Genomic DNA, 19,218 nt, shown 5'->3' on the forward strand with positions numbered 1-19,218 from the left:
TTACTCCGTTTTAACGCCGGCTTTCTGGAGGGTGTAGATTTTAAGGTGAGCCTCCATCCCGATGGTTTCCTTGACGATCTGCCGCAGGTCGGTCCGAAGTTCAGGCGGTACCGGACCTTCGGCGGCAAGCAGAATGCCGACGACGATGCCCTTTTCGAGAACGGGAGACCGACCGCTTAGAATGAGTTCGAGACCGGGCTCCTGTTCGATGCGATATCTCAGCGCATCGTGCAGCACCGTTGAAAGCGGATAGGCCATGGGCCTCGTCGGCCCCTCCATGATTTTGGCCGCCGACCGGTGAAACAGCGGTGCGCTGAGCAACACGGCCGCCAGCGACAGCACCAATATCGACCGACGTGCCCACAAGGCCGGCCCGATACCGAGCCGAATCCCCTGAATGCCCAGTACCCGGAAGGTGGCGGCGGCCCCCAAAGTAATGGCCACCAGGTTGGTCACGTGCAAAATGGCCGCACCTTCGAATACGCGCCACGCCCCCCGGCTGAGACCGATTCCGGCAGTTGCCAGCGGCGGCACCAGGGCGGCTGCGATGGCCACACCGGCTAAGGTTCCCGCCAGGCCCGGCCGGGCAAATGCATAGGCCGCCGCTGCACCGGAAAGAAACGCGACAAGCATATCCCGCACTTCGGGTCCGGTGCGAGCCATGATCTCCGCCGTGAAATCCTCATTGGGATTCAAGAATCCGATCAGCACGGACAAGGCAAACCCGAATAAGATACCCAGAGCAATGCTGCGGATGGAAAACCTGAATAGCCTTATGTTGCCCTGGACCAATGCAAAGCCGGCCCCGATCAGGGGGCTCATCAATGGCGCCACCAGCATGGCGCCGATGACTACGGCACCGGAGTTCTGCAAAAGGCCCAAAGCGGCAATAGCGGTGGCCATGGCCATCATGATCAGAAAATCGGGATTAAAACGGGCTCCGGCCAGCAGTTGATCGAAAACCCGCACGCGTTCAGTGGAATTGAGTCTCGGCAGATATCTGGCCAACCACTCCATCAGGGCGGTAACCCGTTCCTTCCGGGCGGGGCTGTAAACCAGGAGGGTGCCCCTGGCTTCAGTCTCTGTTTCGCTCTCCCGGCGGATATGATGAAACCGGTGCAGGACCTGTGCGCTGGACGCTGTAATCAGCATGGTGTCTTCAGGGTGCAATGCCCGCACCAGTCCCTGCATTGTATCAGGCGCCACGACGACGTCCGGTACGAATTTGTCGGACATGCCCATTCCGATTTCGCGCAGTTTCAGTTCCAGTTCCTTGCGGGCGGTGGCCCGGGCATCGGCCCCGAACGCCGGTCCTACCAGCAAGGGGACAACCGTACCGCCCTGTTGCGCCAAATCCAGCGCAAAGGACAAAGAAGACTCACGCATCGAAGACCCCATGGGGACCAGTATGCGGCGCTTCTCTATGGGGCCCGAAGGAGCGGGGTCAACCAAAAGGGTTTCACACGGGGCAAAGCGAAACAGTCTTTCGGCGAAAGAGGCGTCTCCTGTGCCGTCTCCCATGCGGCCCTCGGTGCCGATGATCAAAAAGTCGAAGGCATTGGTCTCGAGGGTTTCGAGCACCGCCGTAACCGGGTCGGGATGCCGCAGATAGGCGATGACGGCATCCTTCGGATCGCCGTCGGATGCATTCAACGCCTGGTGAACCGCCCGCAAAAGGCCCTCCCCGCTGATCAGTCGTTCCGGCGTCAATGGGGTCAAGGGTTGGATCGGGTGTCCCTTGAAACAGCACAAGATCGTCAATGGACCGAAACGGGAACTTGGCAGCCGGCCGGCCCAGTCGATCATCGCCCCGGCGTTTTCCGCATCAGTTAGCACCATCAGACTTTTCATAGGGTCACTTATCCTTCAGGAGGACTGGCGATCTCCCTGGGGTTGTAAATCTCGATATCGCCCGTTCCGTAATACGGAATCGTTCCGTCCTCGTCGTCGACCACGGTGATATTGTATAACGCACCCGGCAAGCCCCCTTCAGCCTCTTTGCGAGTGGCCTGCCAGAGCTTCCAGGCATATCGCCAGGCCGTAACATCCGAATTCAGCATCGCATCCGTCATCGGAGGGGAGTACACCTGTTCGAATCCGGTTTCGTTCTGCCTGTGGAAGCGGACCCGATAGCCTTTGGGTTTACGAATCCAACCCTTTTCGATCACTTTCAGTCCTTCGACGATTTTCATCGATCTCTCCTCATCTCATGCAATCGTTTCGTCTTGATCCGCTTGGAGGCCGGTCACTTTGTCCGACACCGCAGCGCTGCAAATGCCCTGTCCTTCCACCGCTTCGCCAGGATTGAGGTGCAAGTCCAATTGCGGGAATGCGAAACAAATCCCTTCCTGATCGAACCGCAATTTGGTCTTCTCCAATAATTCGCAACGCGCCACCCAGTAGTCCTTGTTGTCCACCCAACAGCGGCCGCCCAACTCCACCGCGCTTGCGGCCAGGTTGAGAACGTATACCATGGGCCCGGGTTTGGTCTTCACCCGGGCATCTTCGGTCATCACCGCTTCTAAAACCCGTTTGGCTTTGAGCAGGTCCTGGTCGTAACGAATACTCACGTCAACCTTCACCCGGCGCGTCTGGGTAAAGTGATAATTGATCACGATATCGTTGAGAATCTGGCGGTTGGGAACGAAAAATGTCTTTCCGTCGAAAGTTCTCAAACGGGTGTTGAGAAACGTGATGGCCTCTACCTTGCCCAGCAGATCGCCGGCTTTGACGGTATTACCGGCCTTGAAGGGCATGGAGGGGAAAAGAGGGCGCAGGAAAAGAATCAGCCCGACCGCAACCAAGGCAATAATCGTAAGCAGTCTGACGATGTTGACCGGCTTGGCACCATACTCTACCGCCGCAACGGCAACGACGCTGGTGACCAGCAAAATATATACGACATTGCAGGTTGCGGTGGCATAAACTGTTTTCGGCATTATTCGTTGCAACAATTTGCGCAGCCCCTTGTCGATCCAACGGGCCAACAACAGGCCCAGGATCAGGATGGCCAGTGCAATCACCATCTCCCTGCCGTGTAGGGCAAGCGTATCGCCAATCTGTTGTATTCGGGACAGCTCAGGGTTCATCTGTTTTCACCTCCTTGAAAGCGGTCTCTTTAGTCATTTTTTTTCATTATGTTACAATAGGTTACTGCGGATGGCCGATGTCTTTTATTACTTCATCTGCGGAAAACAATCAATGACCGATATTTTTGCAGTGCTTGTCGGTTTAACGACGGAAACCACGCGTAGATACAGGCATGCAGCGCATGGGTGTCCGGAATGACGAAGCTGGTCTTTTCGATTCCAATCTCGTCCAGAAAGAACACAAAGGCTTCCACCGGTCCGTTTTGATGTTCTTCCAGCACTTGGGCGTTTGCCATTCGGTTTTTCAAAGGCAATGGGGCCTGGTCGCAGAGGCGTTTGAAAAGCCAGTTCGGCTCGTTCGTACAATGTAGGGCGCCGAATAGAATAAGATGACGCCTACCTGGTCGATACCGGCTCCAGAAGTTATGGGCAATCGATTGGTCGCGCGATCCCGAATGAATGTTCTCTTCTTTTTGCTGTTCGTCGGTTTCTTCGATACCGCAGATCTGGACATTCGGGTTCTTGGCCCTGACAGTACGCAGAATATTCATGATATCGGCCCCCAGTAAAGGGAAATAGGTTCGCCCGGCGTTCATCCGTTTGGTAAGACGTCTCAACGCTTCAGGGGTCGCCTCAAGCAGCAGGACATCGACACTTAAATTTGCGAAGAATTCTTCAGCAAGAAAATTACGTGTCGATTCCTCGTGAAGCTCTCCAATGCACATGATCCGGCAATCCGATTGGCCGATACGCGTCAGCCACTGCTCCATGGAAATCAAACCGGATTCCAGGCTTTTTTTAATCCCATTCCTTTCGCGGTTGGACAGGCGGGCAAACCGCTGCAGGGCGTTGACCGCCTGTTCATGATAGAAGGGGTGCTGGATACGTTCGGTATTCAGCGGCCTGGCGGAAGGTTGCGGATATTCCTCTTTGATCCATTCGAATACGGTCAAACTGATCAGAATGAGGAGGTACCCGCCAAGTACGGCCAGGATCACACGGGCCAGTGGTGAGTCCATTTGGTAGATCTCGTTTTAGTGGAACGGGATTCGAATTACCGACAAGCTACGCTGCCGTTTGATTCTTTTGTGCTGTTGAAAGGCATTGTCTGCATCATTGTTCAATCCATTAAAAACCAGGCCCCGGGGGTTGTCAATGCGGGCGGGCCTTGTTCCAACCATCACGTTGCACGTGCAGGTCGGGCTGGAATTGGGGTTGACACATCCTTTGTAAGGCTCTATTCAATTCGCAGCGCTTGTCTGAAGACAGGTAATAAACCCCGCAGCAAAGAATCAATTCGAATACCGAAAGCCACGAAGGCCAACGCAATAAATGCGTGCAGCCTTGGTGGCTTTTTTATTTGAGGGAGAACGTTTTATGAAAAAATGTCTTGTCTCGCTAACCGGAGTTTTTCTTTTATTGATTATATTTTCAAATACTTGCATGGCCGAACAAAACATCGTAGATGCCATGGGGCGGACGGTTTCCATTCCCGACAAGGTGGAAAAAGTCATTTGTTCCGGACCGGGCTGCCTGAGACTGCTCACCTATCTGCAAGCCCAGGATAGGATTGTCGGCGTGGACGACATGGAAACCCGGCGCTCCCGCTTCGATGCCCGCCCCTATGCCCTGGCCCATCCCGAATTCAAGCAATATCCCGAATTCGGCAGTTTTCGCGGCCATGACAATCCGGAACAAATCCTGGTTCTCGACCCTCAGCCCCAGGTAATTTTCAAAACCTACGCCACCATGGGCCATGATCCTGTCGAACTTTCCCAAAAAACCGGGATTCCCGTTATTGTGCTAAATTATGGAGATCTGGGGGCGAACAGAAACCAGTTGTTCCAGGCCATTGGCATTATGGGCAAAGCTTTGGGGCAGGGAAAAAGAGCACAGGCGGTTGTCTCTTTTTTTGAGTCGACGATTGCGGATCTTCACGGCAGAACCAGGGATATTCCCGAGGACGCCAGGCCCTCCTGCTATGTGGGCGGCATTGCTTCCAAAGGACCCCACGGGTACCAATCCACGGAACCCGGATATCCGCCCCTGGCTTTCATTCATGCAAACAACGTGGCCTACGAAACGGGTTTAAAAGGCAGGGCCCTGCTGCACAGCAACGTGGCCAAGGAGAAGATCGTGGAATGGGACCCGGACATCCTCTTTCTGGATTTATCCACCCTGCAAATGGGCGACAAGGCCGGCGGCCTCTACGAACTGAAAACCGACCCTGCCTATCAATCCCTTACAGCCGTGCAGCAGGGCAAGGTGTATGGTGTGCTGCCCTATAACTGGTACTCTCGGAATTACGGCTCCATTCTGGCCAACGCCTATTACATGGGCAAACTGATGTATGCCGATCGTTTCGAAGACGTAGACCCCAAAGCCAAAGCGGACAAAATTTATACTTTCCTGATCGGCAAGGGGGTCTTTGAAATCATGAATCAAAGTTTCGGCGGGCTGGTCTTCCAGCCGGTGCCGGTGCAATAAGGGGAGATACCGATGCACCTGATGCATGGCACCAAGCATGAGGCGTATTCCCGATACGTGGGCCGCAAGGCCGCAATGCTCATGCTGGCCGGGGTCCTGCTCGCCCTGGTTTCTCTTATCAGCATTTCCAAGGGCGCGGCCAATCTGCCCATCCAGGAGGTGGCCAAGGCCCTGTTGGGCTATGATGTGGCCAAGCGATACGAACTCATTGTCTGGAACATTCGCCTGCCCCAGGTTCTCGCCGCGATTGTCGCCGGGGCGGGACTGTCTCTCTCCGGAGCGGTCATGCAGTCGGTCCTGCGGAACCCTTTGGGCTCTCCGTTTACCCTGGGCATTTCCCACGCAGCCGCCTTCGGCGCCGCCTTTGCGGTCATGATCCTTGGATCGGGAACCATGGCCAGCTCCCAGGTCGGTGCGATAACCCTATCCAATCCATATCTGACGACGGGAATGGCATTTATATTTTCCATGGCCGCTTCGGGGTTGATTGTGGGGATATCGCGTATGCGAGGCGCCACCCCGGAAATCATGGTGCTTTGCGGGGTGGCATTGGGGGCCCTGTTCACCGCGGGAACCATGTTTCTCCAGTTTTTTGCAGACGATGTCCAGCTTGCCGCCATGGTCTTCTGGACCTTTGGAGACGTCGGCCGGGCGTCATGGTCCGAGTTGGGGGTACTTTCTTTCATTACGATCACCGCCTCGGCCTATTTTCTGATCAATTCCTGGAATTACAACGCCGTGGATGCCGGGGACGAAACCGCCCGGGGACTGGGCGTCCGGGTGCAGCGGGTGCGCATCTGGGGCATGCTGGTATCTTCTCTGGTCACGGCCGCGGCCGTGGCATTTTTAGGCATCATCGGCTTTGTGGGCCTGGTCTGCCCCCACATGGTCAGGCGGATGATCGGTGGAGACAATCGTTTTCTGCTGCCGGCTTCCATGCTGCTTGGAGCCATCCTGCTGCTGGCGTCCGATACCGTGGCCCGGCTTCTATTGGCACCCCATCTGCTGCCCGTTTCCATCCTTACGGCTTTTATGGGAGCGCCGGTTTTCCTGGCCTTGATCATCAGAGGATATGCAAAATGATTCTGGAAGTGAACGGCGTAAAATTTGGGTACAACGGGAAAGCTGTTCTGAAAGATGTGGAACTGGATGTCAAAGAAGGTGAAATGCTCGTGATTCTCGGTCCCAATGGCGTGGGCAAAACTACTCTGTTGAGATGTATCAACGCCATTCTCAAGCCCAAAGCTGGGACCATTATGGTGGATGGCAAAAACGTGTTGAAAATGGAGCCCAAAGCCATCGCCCGCCGGGTTGGCTATGTGGCCCAGTACCAGGCAAGAACCCGCATGACCGCCTTTGACGCCATACTCATGGGCAGAAAACCCCATCTGCGTTTTCGCACATCGGAAAAGGATCTTCGCATGGTGGACGGGGCCATCAAGGTGCTCGGTCTGGGAGAACTGGCCATGCGGCATATCGATGAGATGAGCGGCGGCGAATTGCAAAAGGTTGCCGTGGGCAGGGCGCTGGTCCAGGAGCCGCGCCTGCTTCTGCTAGACGAGCCGACCAGCAGCCTGGACCTTAAAAACAGCATGAACATCCTTTCGCTTATCAAGCGCGTGGTGCGGGAACATCGTGTCAGCGCGGTCATGACCATGCACAATCTCAATACGGCCCTCCGGTTCGCAGACAAATTCGTTTTCCTCAAAGGGGGAACGATTCATTCGGCCGGCGAAATCCGTGATGTTTCCGCAGATATGATCAAAGACGTTTACGACATCCCCGTGGAAATTCTCCACCACAAAGGCCGCCCGTTGGTGGTGCCGCTGAACTGAAGCGCAACCTTATCCGAGCCAATTAACGGGCCGCACCGCTGCGGGTCGATAGGGAATGGTAAAAAGCATGATCAACCACGACCGTATTGGGGGGCTTGCTTTCGCGAATGTGCGGGAATGAGATCGTCAGCGGGTTTACCTATCCTGCGAATAGCAACCCGGCATACCTTGCACCCGTGTGCGGCCTGGGATTCAAGAACGACAAACTGCCCGCGGATCTTCTCCAACAGGCATCGGTCGAATGCCATCACCTTGTAGCAGGCCTGGACATCGCCACTGTCTCGCGGGGGACACCGGACATGGGTCTCCGCATACACCGTATCGGCATCGGATGAGATGATTTCCTGCATGCCAGAAGCAGGAAACATGCGTTTCCACTCTCTACCGGCATCCGTTATATCCTGCTTGGTTTCGGCCCGCCTGATAAACAGCACCGATCTGGCATTCAGTCGCATAAAATGCCTGGTAAAGGAATCCCATCCCATTCGGGCCGAGAAGGCGCCGATGACGAGACCAATTTTGAAAACCGGAAAATAGATCAACGTATCAAAAAAGGATTTTTGCCTTTGCCTTCAGCATGATTTCTCTTTTTCGGTAAGTTCATGCAATATTTGGGATATTTTAGCCTCTGGATCGATGAGTATTATCAAGAAAAGTAAAGACACCAACTTCGTCATGCCGGACTTAATAAGCCTGCCCCGGACCTGATCCGGGGGCATCCAGATTTTTCCTGGATTCCGGCTTCCGCCGGAATGACAAATATTGGTTTGGCCATTTCTGCATCGACAATAGTTACAGGGTCCACGTACCGTAATAATATCTATCGAGAATTTCACCGGCCTCATTCTTTGCCCATTTTTCAATTCCGACATTTTTTATCCGGCAAAGATTAATTTTAGCTATTCTTCATTCGCAATGCCCACGCGGCTTTATCGATGTCCGGCGGGCGATAGGATGCAAATTTTTCAAGCAAGGACTCCGGGCTGTCGTCAATCAGGACAAGTTCGCGGTGTCTTTTTCCAATAAAATTTTGGCCCGCAACATGATCTATAAATTCAGAAAATTTTTTATAATATTGACAAACATTTAAAAGGCCACATGGCTTCTGGTGGATCCCAAGCTGCGCCCATGTCAGGACCTCGACAAATTCTTCGATTGTGCCCAGTCCTCCCGGCAGGGCAATAAAGCCGTCGGAAAGTTCTGCCATCAGGGCCTTACGTTCATGCATCGATCCAACGACACGCAGATCGTCCAAGTCCGTGAAGGCCACCTCCTTGTCCGCCAAGGCCTTCGGTATGACGCCAGTGACGTTGCCGCCTTTCTCAAGCACCGCTCTGGCAATTCGTCCCATGAGACCGACATTTCCGCCACCATAGACAAGTCCGATATTCTGATCTGCAAGTGCGTGACCCAATTCTAGAGCGGCTTCAGAATATTCCGGCTTCGCTCCCGGACTTGAACCACAGAATACACAAATTCTTTTCATAAAGTCCTCCTGCAGCAGCTAAACTTCGGTCGTATTTGTGGCATAGGTGAGAATATCGGCAATGGCTTTTCCCCACGCGTAGCTTCCTTCCAGAAGTGCCTTTTTCAAACCCGATACAACGGCATCATGGTAATTTTTACCCGTTGGATAAGATGCGAACTCGATGTATTGGTCAAGTTCCGTTTCTGTAACGTTTCTATACGTATAAAGCAAAGAAACGATTGTTTGGGCACGCATCGCACTTTCTATCTGAGGACGGGTTTGTTCGACAACCGCAGCCAAATTGTCATATGTTGGCCGTTGCTCCTTCGGTAGCGAGGCAACAATGGCTATAGTGATGGCCAGCTGGGTGTTCATCGCCACCTCCACGCTGGTCTCCGTAGCTTTTGCGGCTTCATCCAATCGCCCTATGATTTCCAGCCGTTCCGGCAACGGCGGCGATTCCTGAAGCATCTGCGCGAATTGCTGCATCTCGGTATATTTTTCGGGTGTCGAAGCGGCCTCCTCCAGTTGGGTAAATTTACGACCTAAAGGCGAGTCAAGCCATGCCAGTACTTTTTTCAGGTCATCAATGCTCAGTTTTTCTCTGCATTCACTCAATATGGCTCTTTTGATATTTTCCGGAGCAAAGACCGTTTCTATGGACGCCCGGATTTCACCAATGACGGTTCGGGGCATTGCTTTCAAACGGTCATCGGTTGCAACGGCTTGATCAAAACCGACCTGGACGACCATCGGCAACTGCAAGACCTGCTCCTCAAGGCCGGCTTTGCCATACAAAACCTGTAAAAACGCTTCTTTGCTGTCCTGCGCTGTTGCTGTATTTGGTAAAACAAAAAAAACGATAGCCAGCAGCAAGATTTTTGAACGCATTATATTCCTCCGGTCCATTATTAAGCAGATTTCCATCGAACCCATTTTCCTTTGGATTTTATTGGAACGAAGCACAACCGCGGCTTTTTTGCCGTTGGCTGCAATTCGCCATACATGCAAGCAGTAGTATGAAGTATCGCGTTAATTCTTGGCCCTGAGAATATGGCGGGTTTCCAAGCGGGTGTCAACTTTATGAATTTTTCAGCGTCTTTTTGACTTTAATGGCCAGATCTTTCACCGAAAACGGCTTTTGAATAAACTGCACCTCTTTTTCCAGTACTCCCCTGTTCGCAATTACATCGGCTGTATAGCCGGACATGTATAGCGCTTTAATATCAGGATAGAGCGACTTGATCTGCTGCGTCAGCTCGTGTCCGTTCATACCCGGCATAACGACGTCGGTGACCAGCAGGTCAATTTCACCCTGGTGTTCGTCGGCAATGTGCAGCGCCTTTTCGGGCGCATCTGCGGACAATACCCGATAGCCCAATTTTTCAAATATGGTCTGACACATCTCGCTAACCGCCGGCTCGTCTTCAACGAGAAGCACCACTTCTCCCTCTCCCAAAGGTATTTCGGGCACCACATCAGGCGACATTGCATCTACGTCACCGATATGCTGGGGAAGGTAGACGTTGAATGTGCTGCCGCCTCCCGGCTCACTATCCACCTCTATGACGCCATTGTTCTGCCTGACAATCCCGTAGACCGTCGCCAACCCCAAACCGGTGCCTTGAGCGACGCCTTTGGTGGTAAAAAATGGCTCGAAAATATTTTTCAGGGTTTCCTTGTCCATACCGCATCCGTCATCACTGACGGACAGCTTGACAAACTCGGTGCTGCCATCCCCCGCAAAATCACTCCGGTTTGCTTCGTCAATGGATTCCATTTGGGTTTCGATAATAATTTTCCCGACACCGCCAATGGCGTCCCGGGCGTTGACACACAAATTGGCCAAAATTTGTTCGAACTGGGATGGGTCGATTTTTACGGGCGACAGCCGCCGTCCTGGATGCCAGATGACGTCGATATCCTCACCGATGAGGCGGCGCAACATATTGAGCATCTTTTCAATAACAGCGTTGATATCGAGTGCTTTTGGCTCAATAGCCTGTTTGCGGGCAAAAGCCAGCAACTGTTGGGTGATTTCAGAAGACCGTTTTGCGGCCTTGTATATCTCCTGAAGATCGGTACGCAATGGATCACTGTACGGGACCTTCTCCAGGGCCATTTCGGTATAACCGAGGATCACACTCAACATGTTGTTGTAATCGTGGGCCACCCCACCCGCCAACCGTCCCACGGATTCCATTTTCTGGGCCTGGGTCAATTGATCCTGGAGTTTTTCTCGTTCTTTCTCAGTTTGCTTTCGTTCCATGATATCGTGGTAGTTGCCTAAAACCCCCCGGATATCCGGATCGTCCAAAAGGTTGCTTCCCGTGAACTCGATCCATTTATGGGTGCCATCTTTGCATTTGTAGCGGGTTTCGATGGTGCCGACGCTTTCGGGTTCGCGTATCAGCGATTCAAAAAATTCTCTGGAAGCCGCCAAATCCTCGGGATGCACGTTATCCCAGACGCTGGCACCCACCAGATCCTCGGGTTTCCAGCCAAACATCTTCTCTATGTTCGGGCTCTTATATCGGTTGATGCCGTCCCGGTCGATGATGACAATGACATCTCCAATGTTAGCGACCATTTTTCGCTGAAAGGCTTCACTTTTCTTTAAGGCGATCTCTGCTTGTTTGCGGTCGGTGATTTCAATGACTGAACCTTCAATATACCCATGCTCCGGGTAGAGGGTTGCTGAGAACAATATCCAAATATGTTTTCCATCCCTGCGGATGATTTCGGCCTCTTAATCGGTTACCGAGCCTTTCTCCCGCAAGACGCGCACCATTTTTTCCCGTTCGCTCGGATCCGCCCACGCATCCCCGGGAACGTATTCTGCCATGCAGTGTTCAACACTCGAAAAACCCGCCCTTTCCGCATAGCGTTTGCTGATTTCCAAAAGCCGGCCATCAACACTCGTCCTGAAAAGCGCCGCCTGCGCCCGGTCAAACAACGAATGGTACTTTTTCTGGTTTTCTTGTAACTCTTTTTCAACCTGCTTGAGTTCGGTGATCTCGGTAAAAATGCCATACAGGCCGGCCTCTGAGCCGTTGTCATCGAGCAAAGGGAACTTGTTGGAGATGAAATACCGCGTTCCTGATGTCGTCTCCAAACGCTCTTGCGTCTCCATGGCCGAACCCGTCCGGATTACATGCAGGTCGTTATCACGAAACTGGCGGGCCATTTCAGGCGAAAACAGTATGGTATCGGTATTCCCCAGTACGGATTCCCTTTTCAGGCCGGTAACTTCCTCCCATTTGCGATTGACCAGGAGGTAATTCCCCTCAAGATCCTTGATTACAATAAGGGTCCCGCTGTTTTCGATGAGATCGATGAGAAAGCGTCTGTTTTCCAGCAGGATCTTAGTGGCCGATGGGTGCATTGCAAAGGCGGCGGCCAAAGGTTCGCGGCTGTGCTGTTTCCGTTTTTTATCGGGAGGCTTTTGTGTCATGAATAATTTGGATGATAATTATGAATCCGGATAGTTATATAATTTTTTCAGAGCTGGCGTTCGCCTTTCTCGAAGATGTTATTGTCGGCGTTGAATGTGCATTTTCCTGACGCTGGCAAACCGGTCTGTAGGCCGACCACAATATCGAGTCTGTTGTTGGAAAAGCATTATACATGAAGATCATTCATGGGGGCAAAACAAAAAAAGGCCCGATGCTTCACAATTAAACCTTCCGGCGTTTAAAAAGACGCCGTCTCGCAAAGCCAGCCCCAAGGGGTTTGGCGATCCGTCAGCGCGTCTTGGCCCGCGTCCAGGCTTCGTCCATAATGCGGTTGTCCTTGCCCAGGTCCTTGGTAAAGTGGAGGTTCTCCATGATCTCGGGTGTGGGGTATATGCCCGGATTTTTGAGGTCTTCAGGCGTAATGAAGGTTTCCGCAGCCGCGTTGGGCGTAGCGTACTGATTGTAATTGGAAAGCTCGGCACCCACTTCCGCTTCCAGAATCCAGTTGATCCACTTGTGGGCGGCATCCGGGTTGGGCGCCTTTGCCGGAATACACATGGAATCGAACCATATCTCGCTGCCCTCTTTGGGAATGGTGAAAGCGAGGTTTTCCGGGTCTTCGGTCACCGACTGAATGGCGTCGCCGTTGTAAACAATGGCGGCCACGGCCGTGCCGGCGACCACGTCGTTTTTACCGCCCACACCGGATTTAAAGCCCATGCAGTTTTTGGTTCGCTTGGTGGATACCAGAAGATCCGAAGCGGCCTTGAGGTCTGCGGGTCGGGTGCTGTTGAAGTCTTTCCCCAAATAGACCAGCGCAATGCCCATCATCTCCCGTACGCCGTCGATCAGCCAGAAGGGACCGGGCTGGCTTTTCTCGTCGAACAGAACCGACCAGCTATTCACCGCATCTTCAGGGACCTGGTTCCTGCGGTACATCAAGCCCACCGTACCCCACTGATAGGCCACCGAGTAAACGTTGCCCGGATCGTACCCCGTCTGGTGAAAAAGCGGTTTGAGGTTTTTCAGGTTGGGCAGTTTGGCATGGTCCAGGGGCTGAACGAGTTTCCGATTGATGAGCACCGGCATGATATAGTCGGAAGGAACAATGATGTCGTACTGGCTGACGCCGCCGGCCTGGAGCTTGGCCACCATCTCCTCGTTGTTCTCGAAAATGTCCAGGCGTACCTTGATGCCGAAGCGCTTTTCGAAATCGGCCGGCATCTTCTCTTCATCCATGTATTCGGACCAGTTATAAATTCTCAGTTCCTGGCCACTGGCGGCCACGGCGGTAAGAAGCAGTACAATGCCGATCAGTAGACTTAATTTGCGCATCATGGTTTTCTCCTTTTCAGACCTGTCGCTAACGACGGGTGAATCGTTCCGCCAGAATTACCAGCACGACGGTGATTAACATGATCAGGGTGGACAGGGCGTGGATTTGCGGTGTCACCCCCCTGCGGACTGCCGCGAAAATAAACAGCGGCAGGGTCTGCGAATCGGGCCCGGCCATAAAAAAACTAATCACGAAATCGTCCAGGGAAAGGGTAAAGGCCAGCATGGCTCCCGCCATGATGCCGGGCATCAGCAGCGGCAGCATCACCTTTCTGAACATGTACCAATTGGATGCAAAAAGATCTCGGGCGGCTTCCTCCATTTCCCGGCCGATGGCCCCCAGTCGGCTGCGAACCACCAGGGCCACGAAGGCGATCTGAAAGGTGACGTGACCGACAATCATGTTGGGCAGTCCGGGTTCGAAAAAGGAGGAAAGCAGCCGCAGCAATCCGAAAACCACCACCAGGGATGCCGCCAGGATAATGTCCGGGATGACCACGGGAATGTACAAAATGGTATCCAGAAAATTGCGGGTCCGTCTGGCCCAGGGAAAGCGGTCCATGGCAATGGCCAGGATTGTACCCAGGACAGTGGCGACGAAAGTGGAGATCACCGCCAGCAGTAGGGTGTTCCAGGCGGCCTCGAGGATCCACTCGTTTTCGAAGAGTTTGAGATACCACTTCAGGGTGAACCCTTTCCACACCAGCCCCCTTCGCGCATCGTTGATGGAGAAAACTGCTACGCCAACCAGCGGCAGATAGAGAAATGCCAGGGTCAGCCAGGAAACGGCCGCGGTAACGAAATCGCTGCGTCTCATAGGACCTCGATCTCTTTGCCCCTGCGCCGGTAGATTTGCAGCCCGACCATGGTCAGCAGCATCAGGGCCATGCTGATGGCCGCTCCGAAGGGCCAGTCCCGGCTGGGGCCGAACTGCTGCTGAATGAGGTTGCCCACCAGCATGTACTTGGCCCCGCCCAAAAGATCGGGAACCACAAACATGCCCATGGCCGGTATAAATGTGAGGATGATTCCCACCGAAAGGCCCGGCATGGTCTGGGGCAAAATCGCCTGGGTGAAGACCCGCGTCCGCGAGGCGTACAGGTCCTGGGCCGCCTCCACCAGCGACCAGTCCAGCCGCTCTACGCTGGCATACAGCGGCAGGGTTACGAAGGGCAGAAACATGGAAACCATGCCCAGATAGACGGCAAAGGCGTTGGGGTACAGCGGTGCCCCGGCCGGAATGAAGCCCAGCAGCGCTGCCAGACGGGCAAAGGGCATCTCGGGCGACAGGATCAAAAACCAGGCGTAAGTCCGGATGACCATATTGGTCCAAAAGGGAATGATGACCAAGGTCAGCCACAGGTAGCGACTGCGCTCGGGCCGTGCGGCGATAAAAAAGCACAGGGGGTAAGAAACGACCACCGACACCAGGGTGGTAACAAAGGCCACGACCAGCGACCGCCAGAGGATGATCAGGTAGTCTGCCGTCCAGCCGAAAAGCGAAAAGCCGGCCAGCCGCCGGTAATTCTCCAGCGTAAAGGTCCATTCCAGCTCGCCGTATGCCCCCCGGGTGAGGAAACTCACCGCCACCAGCACCAGGCCGGGAATCACCAGAAAGAGCATCAACCAGAGCATTCCGGGGATCAACAGGCCGCCGCCGAGTCTCATCAACCGGTGCCGGGTCGTCAATGCCCCGTACCAGGCAATCGTGGCATCAGTTCGTGTCATCTTCAAGAACCTGCAGTTCCTCGGGGGCCAGTTCCAGCCAGATTTCCCTGCCTGGATTGATGCGTCGATAGGAGCTGGTGCGCACACGCAGCGGCCCCGGTTCCACCCACAGTTCGAAACTGGTGCCCCGGTAGACGATATCCGTCACCCTCACACGAACGCCGTTGCGCTCGGGCGGATGCTCCCCCACGCGGATCCATTCCGGGCGGATGGCCACGGTTCCCTTTTCCCAGGGAACCTCCTGCTCCAGGGCCAGAAAGCCGAAGGCGGTCTGCACGCCTCCCGGCACCCGCGTACAGGGGATCAGGTTGGCGACGCCGAGAAACTCGGCCACAAAACGGTTTTTGGGGTAATCGTAAACCGCCTCCGGATCGCCGGTCTGAACGATCTGTCCGTCGCGCATTACGGCCATCCGGTCGCTGCAGACCAGGGCCTCGGCCTGGTCGTGGGTCACCAGGATGAAGGTTCGCCCCAGCTTGCGCTGCAGCCGCCGCAGATCCTCCTGCACCTGGGCACGCAGACGGGCATCCAGGGCGCTCATGGGCTCGTCCAGCAGCAGCACATCCGGCTCGTTCACCAAGGCTCTTGCCAGGGCCACGCGCTGTTTCTGCCCGCCGGAGAGCTGGTGGGGCTGCCGACCGGCCAGGGCTCCGAGATCCAGCATCTCCAGCCGGCGTTCGACCCGTCTTTTGATTTCGCCGGCGGGAAACTTGCGCGAGCGAAGCCCAAAGGCCACATTTTCCCAGACCGTTAAATGGGGAAAAAGGGCATAGCTCTGAAAAACCGTGTTGACCTGGCGTTTAATGGCCGGAAGTCGTGTAATATCTTTCCCGCCGGAAAAGATCTGACCCGAATCGGCAAGTTCCAGCCCGGCGATAATGCGCAACAGGGTCGTCTTGCCGCAACCCGAGGGTCCCAGCAGCGTAAAAAATTCTCCCGGGGCCACATGCAGGGAGACATCCTCCAGGGCGGCAAAATCTTCATAATGCTTGCAGACATTGCGAATCGCAAGGCCATTTTCAATAATGGTTTCCGGGGACCGGCTCATTTATCTATCATTCCAACTCTTGATGAACTCGCAAACGCGGATATCTATAAAACTCCAGTATCTGCCTCCCATACTCTGCATGGGAACCTGTAGCCTGATAACCCGTCAAATTTTGCTCCTATACAGAAACATGGGAGCCAGGCACGCGATTAGCTTGAGCTTTACAGAAAAGCGTTTCCAAAAAATTTGGCGGCCAAAATATATAACTTGGCCAAACAATGCAACCGTTGTGTTGGCTCCATAGACAATGCCCGTCTATCGTGCTTGACCGGCACCAGCCGAGGGCCCGGGAAAATTGGCATCTGTTTTCCGAATCGACTGAATGCCGCCCTGGGGTTCGTTGCGCGGGTCCATCGCCATGACCACCGGCGATGAACGTTTCATGGGAACGAAAGAAACCTGGTCTTCCACCGCGACCACTTCGACCTTTTCCTGTTTGAGCAGATAAAGTGTGACCAGGGCCAGGCTTGCGTTGACCAGACACCAGAAGGCAAAAAGGCCGAAGGGACTTTTCAGAAGGGTCATCAATCCGGAAGCCAGCAGGGGACTGGCACAAGCCCCGACACTGTAGGCGAACAGGAGGCAGCCGCTGACCGCCACGGTTTCCTTGCCTTCGAACACATCGTGAGCCCGGGCCACCGACACGGGGTAGACGGCGAACACAAGGGCGCCCAGCAACCCCATTTTACCGATCAGCAACCGATAGGTCGTCTCCTGGCCGACAAACATCCATCCGCTGACGACGGCAATGGCGACAGCGACGACAACCAGGACAAAGGTGCGGTCAAAGCGGTCAGAGACGGCCCCCACAATCCATTGGGCCGTCAAGCCGGAGAAGACCGTTGCGGACATGATCCAGGCCAACTGGGAATGGCTCATCCCGATGCTGGTGCATACGGCCGGCATCATGGAGAAAAATGCGCTGTTGGTCAAGCCGGCGGCCATGCTCCCCAGCATGCCGATGGGCGAGGTTCTGAATACGCGCCTGAGCTGGATTTTCTTTCTCTCGGGCAGTTGGGGATGGATGCCTTCGGTTGCGGATACCGGGACCAGGCACAGCGCAAAAATCACGCCGGCAACGATAAAAAGGTTGTTGCTCCCCACGTCTCCAACGTTGAGAAGCTGTTGGCCGATGCCGATCCCCAGGTAACTCAGGGCGATGTAGACCGAAAAAATCCGTCCGCGGTACCTGGATTCCGTACATTCGTTCAGCCAGCTTTCTATCACCATGTACATGCCGAAGGTGGTTATGCCGCAAAAAAAACGCAGAACGCCCCAGGCCACAGGAGTCATCCACAAACCGTGAAGCAGCGTTGTGGCCGTCGTTCCTGCGGCAAAGATGGTGAACGCCCGGATATGGCCGATCCTTTGGATCGGCCGATAGCATACCGTTGAACCGGCTAAAAGGCCGGCAAAATAGCAGGATAGGACAATGCCCGTGACGGCCATCGGATATCCCTCCATGGCCATGCGGGTACTCAGCAGGGTATTGAGCAGGCCGTTGCCGGTCAGAAAAACCAGAACGGCAGCGAACAGAGCACTAAAAGAACCGACGATCTTAACCACTTCAATCTCTCTCAATCTTTTGGATCAAACCCCAACCCCGGCTGTCCGGTGGGGAACAAAACGCCCCGGCGCAGATGGACAGCGCCCCGGGCGGGATCGTTTTTCAAATCCAGATGTCCGTCCAGGTCGGCATATCTGACGTTGGGCCTCGCCAAGGCGAAATGGAGTCCGGCGGCGATGCCCAGGGCCGATTCATCCATACAGCCCACCATTACCTCAAGATTGGCGGCGCGCGACACGGCATTGATCTTCAGGGCTTCGTCGATGCCCCCAACCTTCATCAACTTGATGTTGATCATATCCACCAGATCTTTTCTGGCCAGTCGGAAGGCATCGCTTAAATCCATGAGACTCTCGTCGGCCATGATGGGCAGCGGCGCCTGTCGGGTGATTCGACCGAGCATTCGCTCCCGGGTGCGGGGTGTGGGCTGCTCGATGAGTTCCAGGTGCACCGGACGAACCCCTTCGACAAACCGCAGGGTATCGGCCTCCGAGTATCCCTGGTTGGCATCGAAGCGCAGCTCGATCTTGTTGCCCACCGCTTTCCGGACGGCAATCAGGCGTTCGACATCCACGTCCACGTCCGCGCCGCCCTTGATTTTGAGGGCCCGGAAGCCTTGACCGGCAAATTCGACGGCCTTGTCGACGGTGGCTGGAACCGGAAGAATGCCGATGGTAACGCTGGTGCGCATCCGGTCGCGGAAACCGCCCAGCAGGCGGTAAAGGGGCAGGCCTGCCGTCTTTCCCAGGATATCCAGCAGGGCCATGTCCACCATGGCCAGGACCGATGGCTGCGCCTTCAGATGCGGTCTGATCCGCTCCAGAAGCATCAGCTGGCGCAGGGGATCGCTTCCTTTGAGGGCGGGCAGGACGATATACTGGGCAGCCTTAAAGGTACCCGGTGCCGTTTCACCGGTCACCGCCAGATCCGGTGCCGCACAGCCGTAACCTGCAACTCCGGTGGAAGTCTCCAGGCGCAGGAATACATTGGTGGTCGCCGTGACGGTTTCGTAGGCGATGGTGTAGGGCTCGGTCAGCTCCATGGAGACCGGCCAGGCTTCGATGTTTACAATTTTCATGGTTGTCCTTTAAGGAAAGGCCATTTCCCTTCCTCCTGGTTAATATCGCCATTTGTGCTTTGCAAACGGTTTCGTGAGAAGTTCGAGATCAAGGCTTGCTAGTCCCAAGGAGCGAGGTGTATTCAAAA

18 protein-coding genes are annotated in these 19,218 nt (G+C 54.6%); 3 read left to right on the plus strand and 15 right to left on the minus strand.

Annotated features, from left to right (window positions below; genetic code table 11):
• The 4 genes from GN111_RS14970 to GN111_RS14985 form a co-directional block, all read right to left on the minus strand.
• Nucleotides 1–1,851, minus strand: coding sequence for a DUF389 domain-containing protein (locus GN111_RS14970; protein ID WP_155304517.1), 1,851 nt, complete (start codon nucleotides 1,849–1,851; stop codon nucleotides 1–3).
• A gap of 8 nt (nucleotides 1,852–1,859) precedes the next feature.
• Nucleotides 1,860–2,192 carry a hypothetical protein gene (locus GN111_RS14975; RefSeq protein ID WP_155304518.1) on the minus strand — a complete coding sequence of 111 codons (333 nt, stop codon included), beginning with the start codon at nucleotides 2,190–2,192 and terminating at the stop codon, nucleotides 1,860–1,862.
• Between the two features lie 15 nt (nucleotides 2,193–2,207).
• Nucleotides 2,208–3,089, minus strand: coding sequence for a mechanosensitive ion channel family protein (locus tag GN111_RS14980; RefSeq protein ID WP_155304519.1), 882 nt, complete (start codon nucleotides 3,087–3,089; stop codon nucleotides 2,208–2,210).
• A gap of 92 nt (nucleotides 3,090–3,181) precedes the next feature.
• A complete protein-coding gene (locus tag GN111_RS14985) occupies nucleotides 3,182–4,108 on the minus strand; it encodes a hypothetical protein (protein WP_155304520.1) in 927 nt (308 codons plus the stop codon).
• Between the two features lie 424 nt (nucleotides 4,109–4,532).
• Here GN111_RS14985 and GN111_RS14990 point away from each other — a divergent pair, with 424 nt between their 5' ends.
• Genes GN111_RS14990 through GN111_RS15000 form a run of 3 tightly spaced genes read left to right on the plus strand, consistent with a single transcriptional unit; the run spans nucleotide 4,533 to nucleotide 7,411 of the window.
• Entirely contained in the window at nucleotides 4,533–5,576 is a 1,044-nt protein-coding gene (locus GN111_RS14990; RefSeq protein ID WP_231715755.1) for an iron ABC transporter substrate-binding protein, read from the plus strand.
• A 12-nt stretch (nucleotides 5,577–5,588) separates the two neighbouring features.
• On the plus strand, nucleotides 5,589–6,659 hold the full coding sequence (locus tag GN111_RS14995; protein ID WP_155304522.1) for a FecCD family ABC transporter permease: 1,071 nt from the start codon (nucleotides 5,589–5,591) through the stop codon (nucleotides 6,657–6,659).
• A complete protein-coding gene (locus GN111_RS15000; protein ID WP_155304523.1) occupies nucleotides 6,656–7,411 on the plus strand; it encodes an ABC transporter ATP-binding protein in 756 nt (251 codons plus the stop codon). The genes GN111_RS14995 and GN111_RS15000 overlap by 4 nt, the downstream gene beginning before the upstream one ends.
• Before the next feature lie 71 nt (nucleotides 7,412–7,482).
• Here GN111_RS15000 and GN111_RS15005 read toward each other — a convergent pair whose 3' ends face one another.
• The 11 genes from GN111_RS15005 to GN111_RS15055 all read right to left on the minus strand — a co-directional run bounded on the left by GN111_RS15005 (nucleotide 7,483) and on the right by GN111_RS15055 (nucleotide 19,090).
• Nucleotides 7,483–7,866, minus strand: coding sequence for a hypothetical protein (locus tag GN111_RS15005; protein WP_155304524.1), 384 nt, complete (start codon nucleotides 7,864–7,866; stop codon nucleotides 7,483–7,485).
• 440 nt (nucleotides 7,867–8,306) lie between these two features.
• Nucleotides 8,307–8,897 (minus strand): LOG family protein, encoded by a 591-nt coding sequence (locus GN111_RS15010; RefSeq protein ID WP_155304525.1) that lies wholly within the window; start codon nucleotides 8,895–8,897, stop codon nucleotides 8,307–8,309.
• Nucleotides 8,898–8,915: 18 nt separating this feature from the next.
• Nucleotides 8,916–9,770, minus strand: coding sequence for a DUF2059 domain-containing protein (locus GN111_RS15015; protein WP_170302311.1), 855 nt, complete (start codon nucleotides 9,768–9,770; stop codon nucleotides 8,916–8,918).
• Between the two features lie 190 nt (nucleotides 9,771–9,960).
• The gene (locus tag GN111_RS15020) at nucleotides 9,961–11,586 is read right to left on the minus strand and encodes a PAS domain S-box protein (protein ID WP_155304527.1); all 1,626 of its coding nucleotides are present in this window, start codon (nucleotides 11,584–11,586) and stop codon (nucleotides 9,961–9,963) included.
• A 42-nt stretch (nucleotides 11,587–11,628) separates the two neighbouring features.
• Nucleotides 11,629–12,333: a PAS domain-containing protein gene (locus GN111_RS15025; RefSeq protein WP_155304528.1), complete on the minus strand. Its 705-nt coding sequence runs from the start codon at nucleotides 12,331–12,333 to the stop codon at nucleotides 11,629–11,631.
• Between the two features lie 289 nt (nucleotides 12,334–12,622).
• Nucleotides 12,623–13,672 (minus strand): ABC transporter substrate-binding protein, encoded by a 1,050-nt coding sequence (locus GN111_RS15030; RefSeq protein ID WP_197740557.1) that lies wholly within the window; start codon nucleotides 13,670–13,672, stop codon nucleotides 12,623–12,625.
• A 25-nt stretch (nucleotides 13,673–13,697) separates the two neighbouring features.
• Entirely contained in the window at nucleotides 13,698–14,486 is a 789-nt protein-coding gene (locus GN111_RS15035) for an ABC transporter permease (RefSeq protein WP_155304529.1), read from the minus strand.
• Nucleotides 14,483–15,397 carry an ABC transporter permease gene (locus GN111_RS15040; RefSeq protein WP_155304530.1) on the minus strand — a complete coding sequence of 305 codons (915 nt, stop codon included), beginning with the start codon at nucleotides 15,395–15,397 and terminating at the stop codon, nucleotides 14,483–14,485. The genes GN111_RS15035 and GN111_RS15040 overlap by 4 nt, the downstream gene beginning before the upstream one ends.
• Nucleotides 15,384–16,445 (minus strand): ABC transporter ATP-binding protein, encoded by a 1,062-nt coding sequence (locus GN111_RS15045; protein ID WP_155304531.1) that lies wholly within the window; start codon nucleotides 16,443–16,445, stop codon nucleotides 15,384–15,386. The genes GN111_RS15040 and GN111_RS15045 overlap by 14 nt, the downstream gene beginning before the upstream one ends.
• A 255-nt stretch (nucleotides 16,446–16,700) precedes the next feature.
• A complete protein-coding gene (locus tag GN111_RS15050) occupies nucleotides 16,701–18,011 on the minus strand; it encodes an MFS transporter (RefSeq protein ID WP_170302312.1) in 1,311 nt (436 codons plus the stop codon).
• Nucleotides 18,012–18,022: 11 nt separating this feature from the next.
• The gene (locus GN111_RS15055) at nucleotides 18,023–19,090 is read right to left on the minus strand and encodes a mandelate racemase/muconate lactonizing enzyme family protein (protein ID WP_155304533.1); all 1,068 of its coding nucleotides are present in this window, start codon (nucleotides 19,088–19,090) and stop codon (nucleotides 18,023–18,025) included.
• Nucleotides 19,091–19,218 lie beyond the last annotated feature (128 nt).

It is taken from the genome of Desulfosarcina widdelii, from assembly GCF_009688965.1.
Taxonomy (GTDB): Bacteria; Desulfobacterota; Desulfobacteria; order Desulfobacterales; family Desulfosarcinaceae; genus Desulfosarcina; species Desulfosarcina widdelii.

Coding starts and splice junctions, on each gene's coding strand:
- GN111_RS14970 (WP_155304517.1), bottom strand. CDS start 1,851: ATGAAAAGTCTGATGGTGCTAACTGATGCGGAAAACGCCGGGGCGATG.
- GN111_RS14975 (WP_155304518.1), bottom strand. CDS start 2,192: ATGAAAATCGTCGAAGGACTGAAAGTGATCGAAAAGGGTTGGATTCGT.
- GN111_RS14980 (WP_155304519.1), bottom strand. CDS start 3,089: ATGAACCCTGAGCTGTCCCGAATACAACAGATTGGCGATACGCTTGCC.
- GN111_RS14985 (WP_155304520.1), bottom strand. CDS start 4,108: ATGGACTCACCACTGGCCCGTGTGATCCTGGCCGTACTTGGCGGGTAC.
- GN111_RS14990 (WP_231715755.1), top strand. CDS start 4,533: ATGGCCGAACAAAACATCGTAGATGCCATGGGGCGGACGGTTTCCATT.
- GN111_RS14995 (WP_155304522.1), top strand. CDS start 5,589: ATGCACCTGATGCATGGCACCAAGCATGAGGCGTATTCCCGATACGTG.
- GN111_RS15000 (WP_155304523.1), top strand. CDS start 6,656: ATGATTCTGGAAGTGAACGGCGTAAAATTTGGGTACAACGGGAAAGCT.
- GN111_RS15005 (WP_155304524.1), bottom strand. CDS start 7,866: ATGCGACTGAATGCCAGATCGGTGCTGTTTATCAGGCGGGCCGAAACC.
- GN111_RS15010 (WP_155304525.1), bottom strand. CDS start 8,897: ATGAAAAGAATTTGTGTATTCTGTGGTTCAAGTCCGGGAGCGAAGCCG.
- GN111_RS15015 (WP_170302311.1), bottom strand. CDS start 9,770: ATGCGTTCAAAAATCTTGCTGCTGGCTATCGTTTTTTTTGTTTTACCA.
- GN111_RS15025 (WP_155304528.1), bottom strand. CDS start 12,333: ATGACACAAAAGCCTCCCGATAAAAAACGGAAACAGCACAGCCGCGAA.
- GN111_RS15030 (WP_197740557.1), bottom strand. CDS start 13,672: ATGATGCGCAAATTAAGTCTACTGATCGGCATTGTACTGCTTCTTACC.
- GN111_RS15035 (WP_155304529.1), bottom strand. CDS start 14,486: ATGAGACGCAGCGATTTCGTTACCGCGGCCGTTTCCTGGCTGACCCTG.
- GN111_RS15040 (WP_155304530.1), bottom strand. CDS start 15,397: ATGACACGAACTGATGCCACGATTGCCTGGTACGGGGCATTGACGACC.
- GN111_RS15045 (WP_155304531.1), bottom strand. CDS start 16,445: ATGAGCCGGTCCCCGGAAACCATTATTGAAAATGGCCTTGCGATTCGC.
- GN111_RS15055 (WP_155304533.1), bottom strand. CDS start 19,090: ATGAAAATTGTAAACATCGAAGCCTGGCCGGTCTCCATGGAGCTGACC.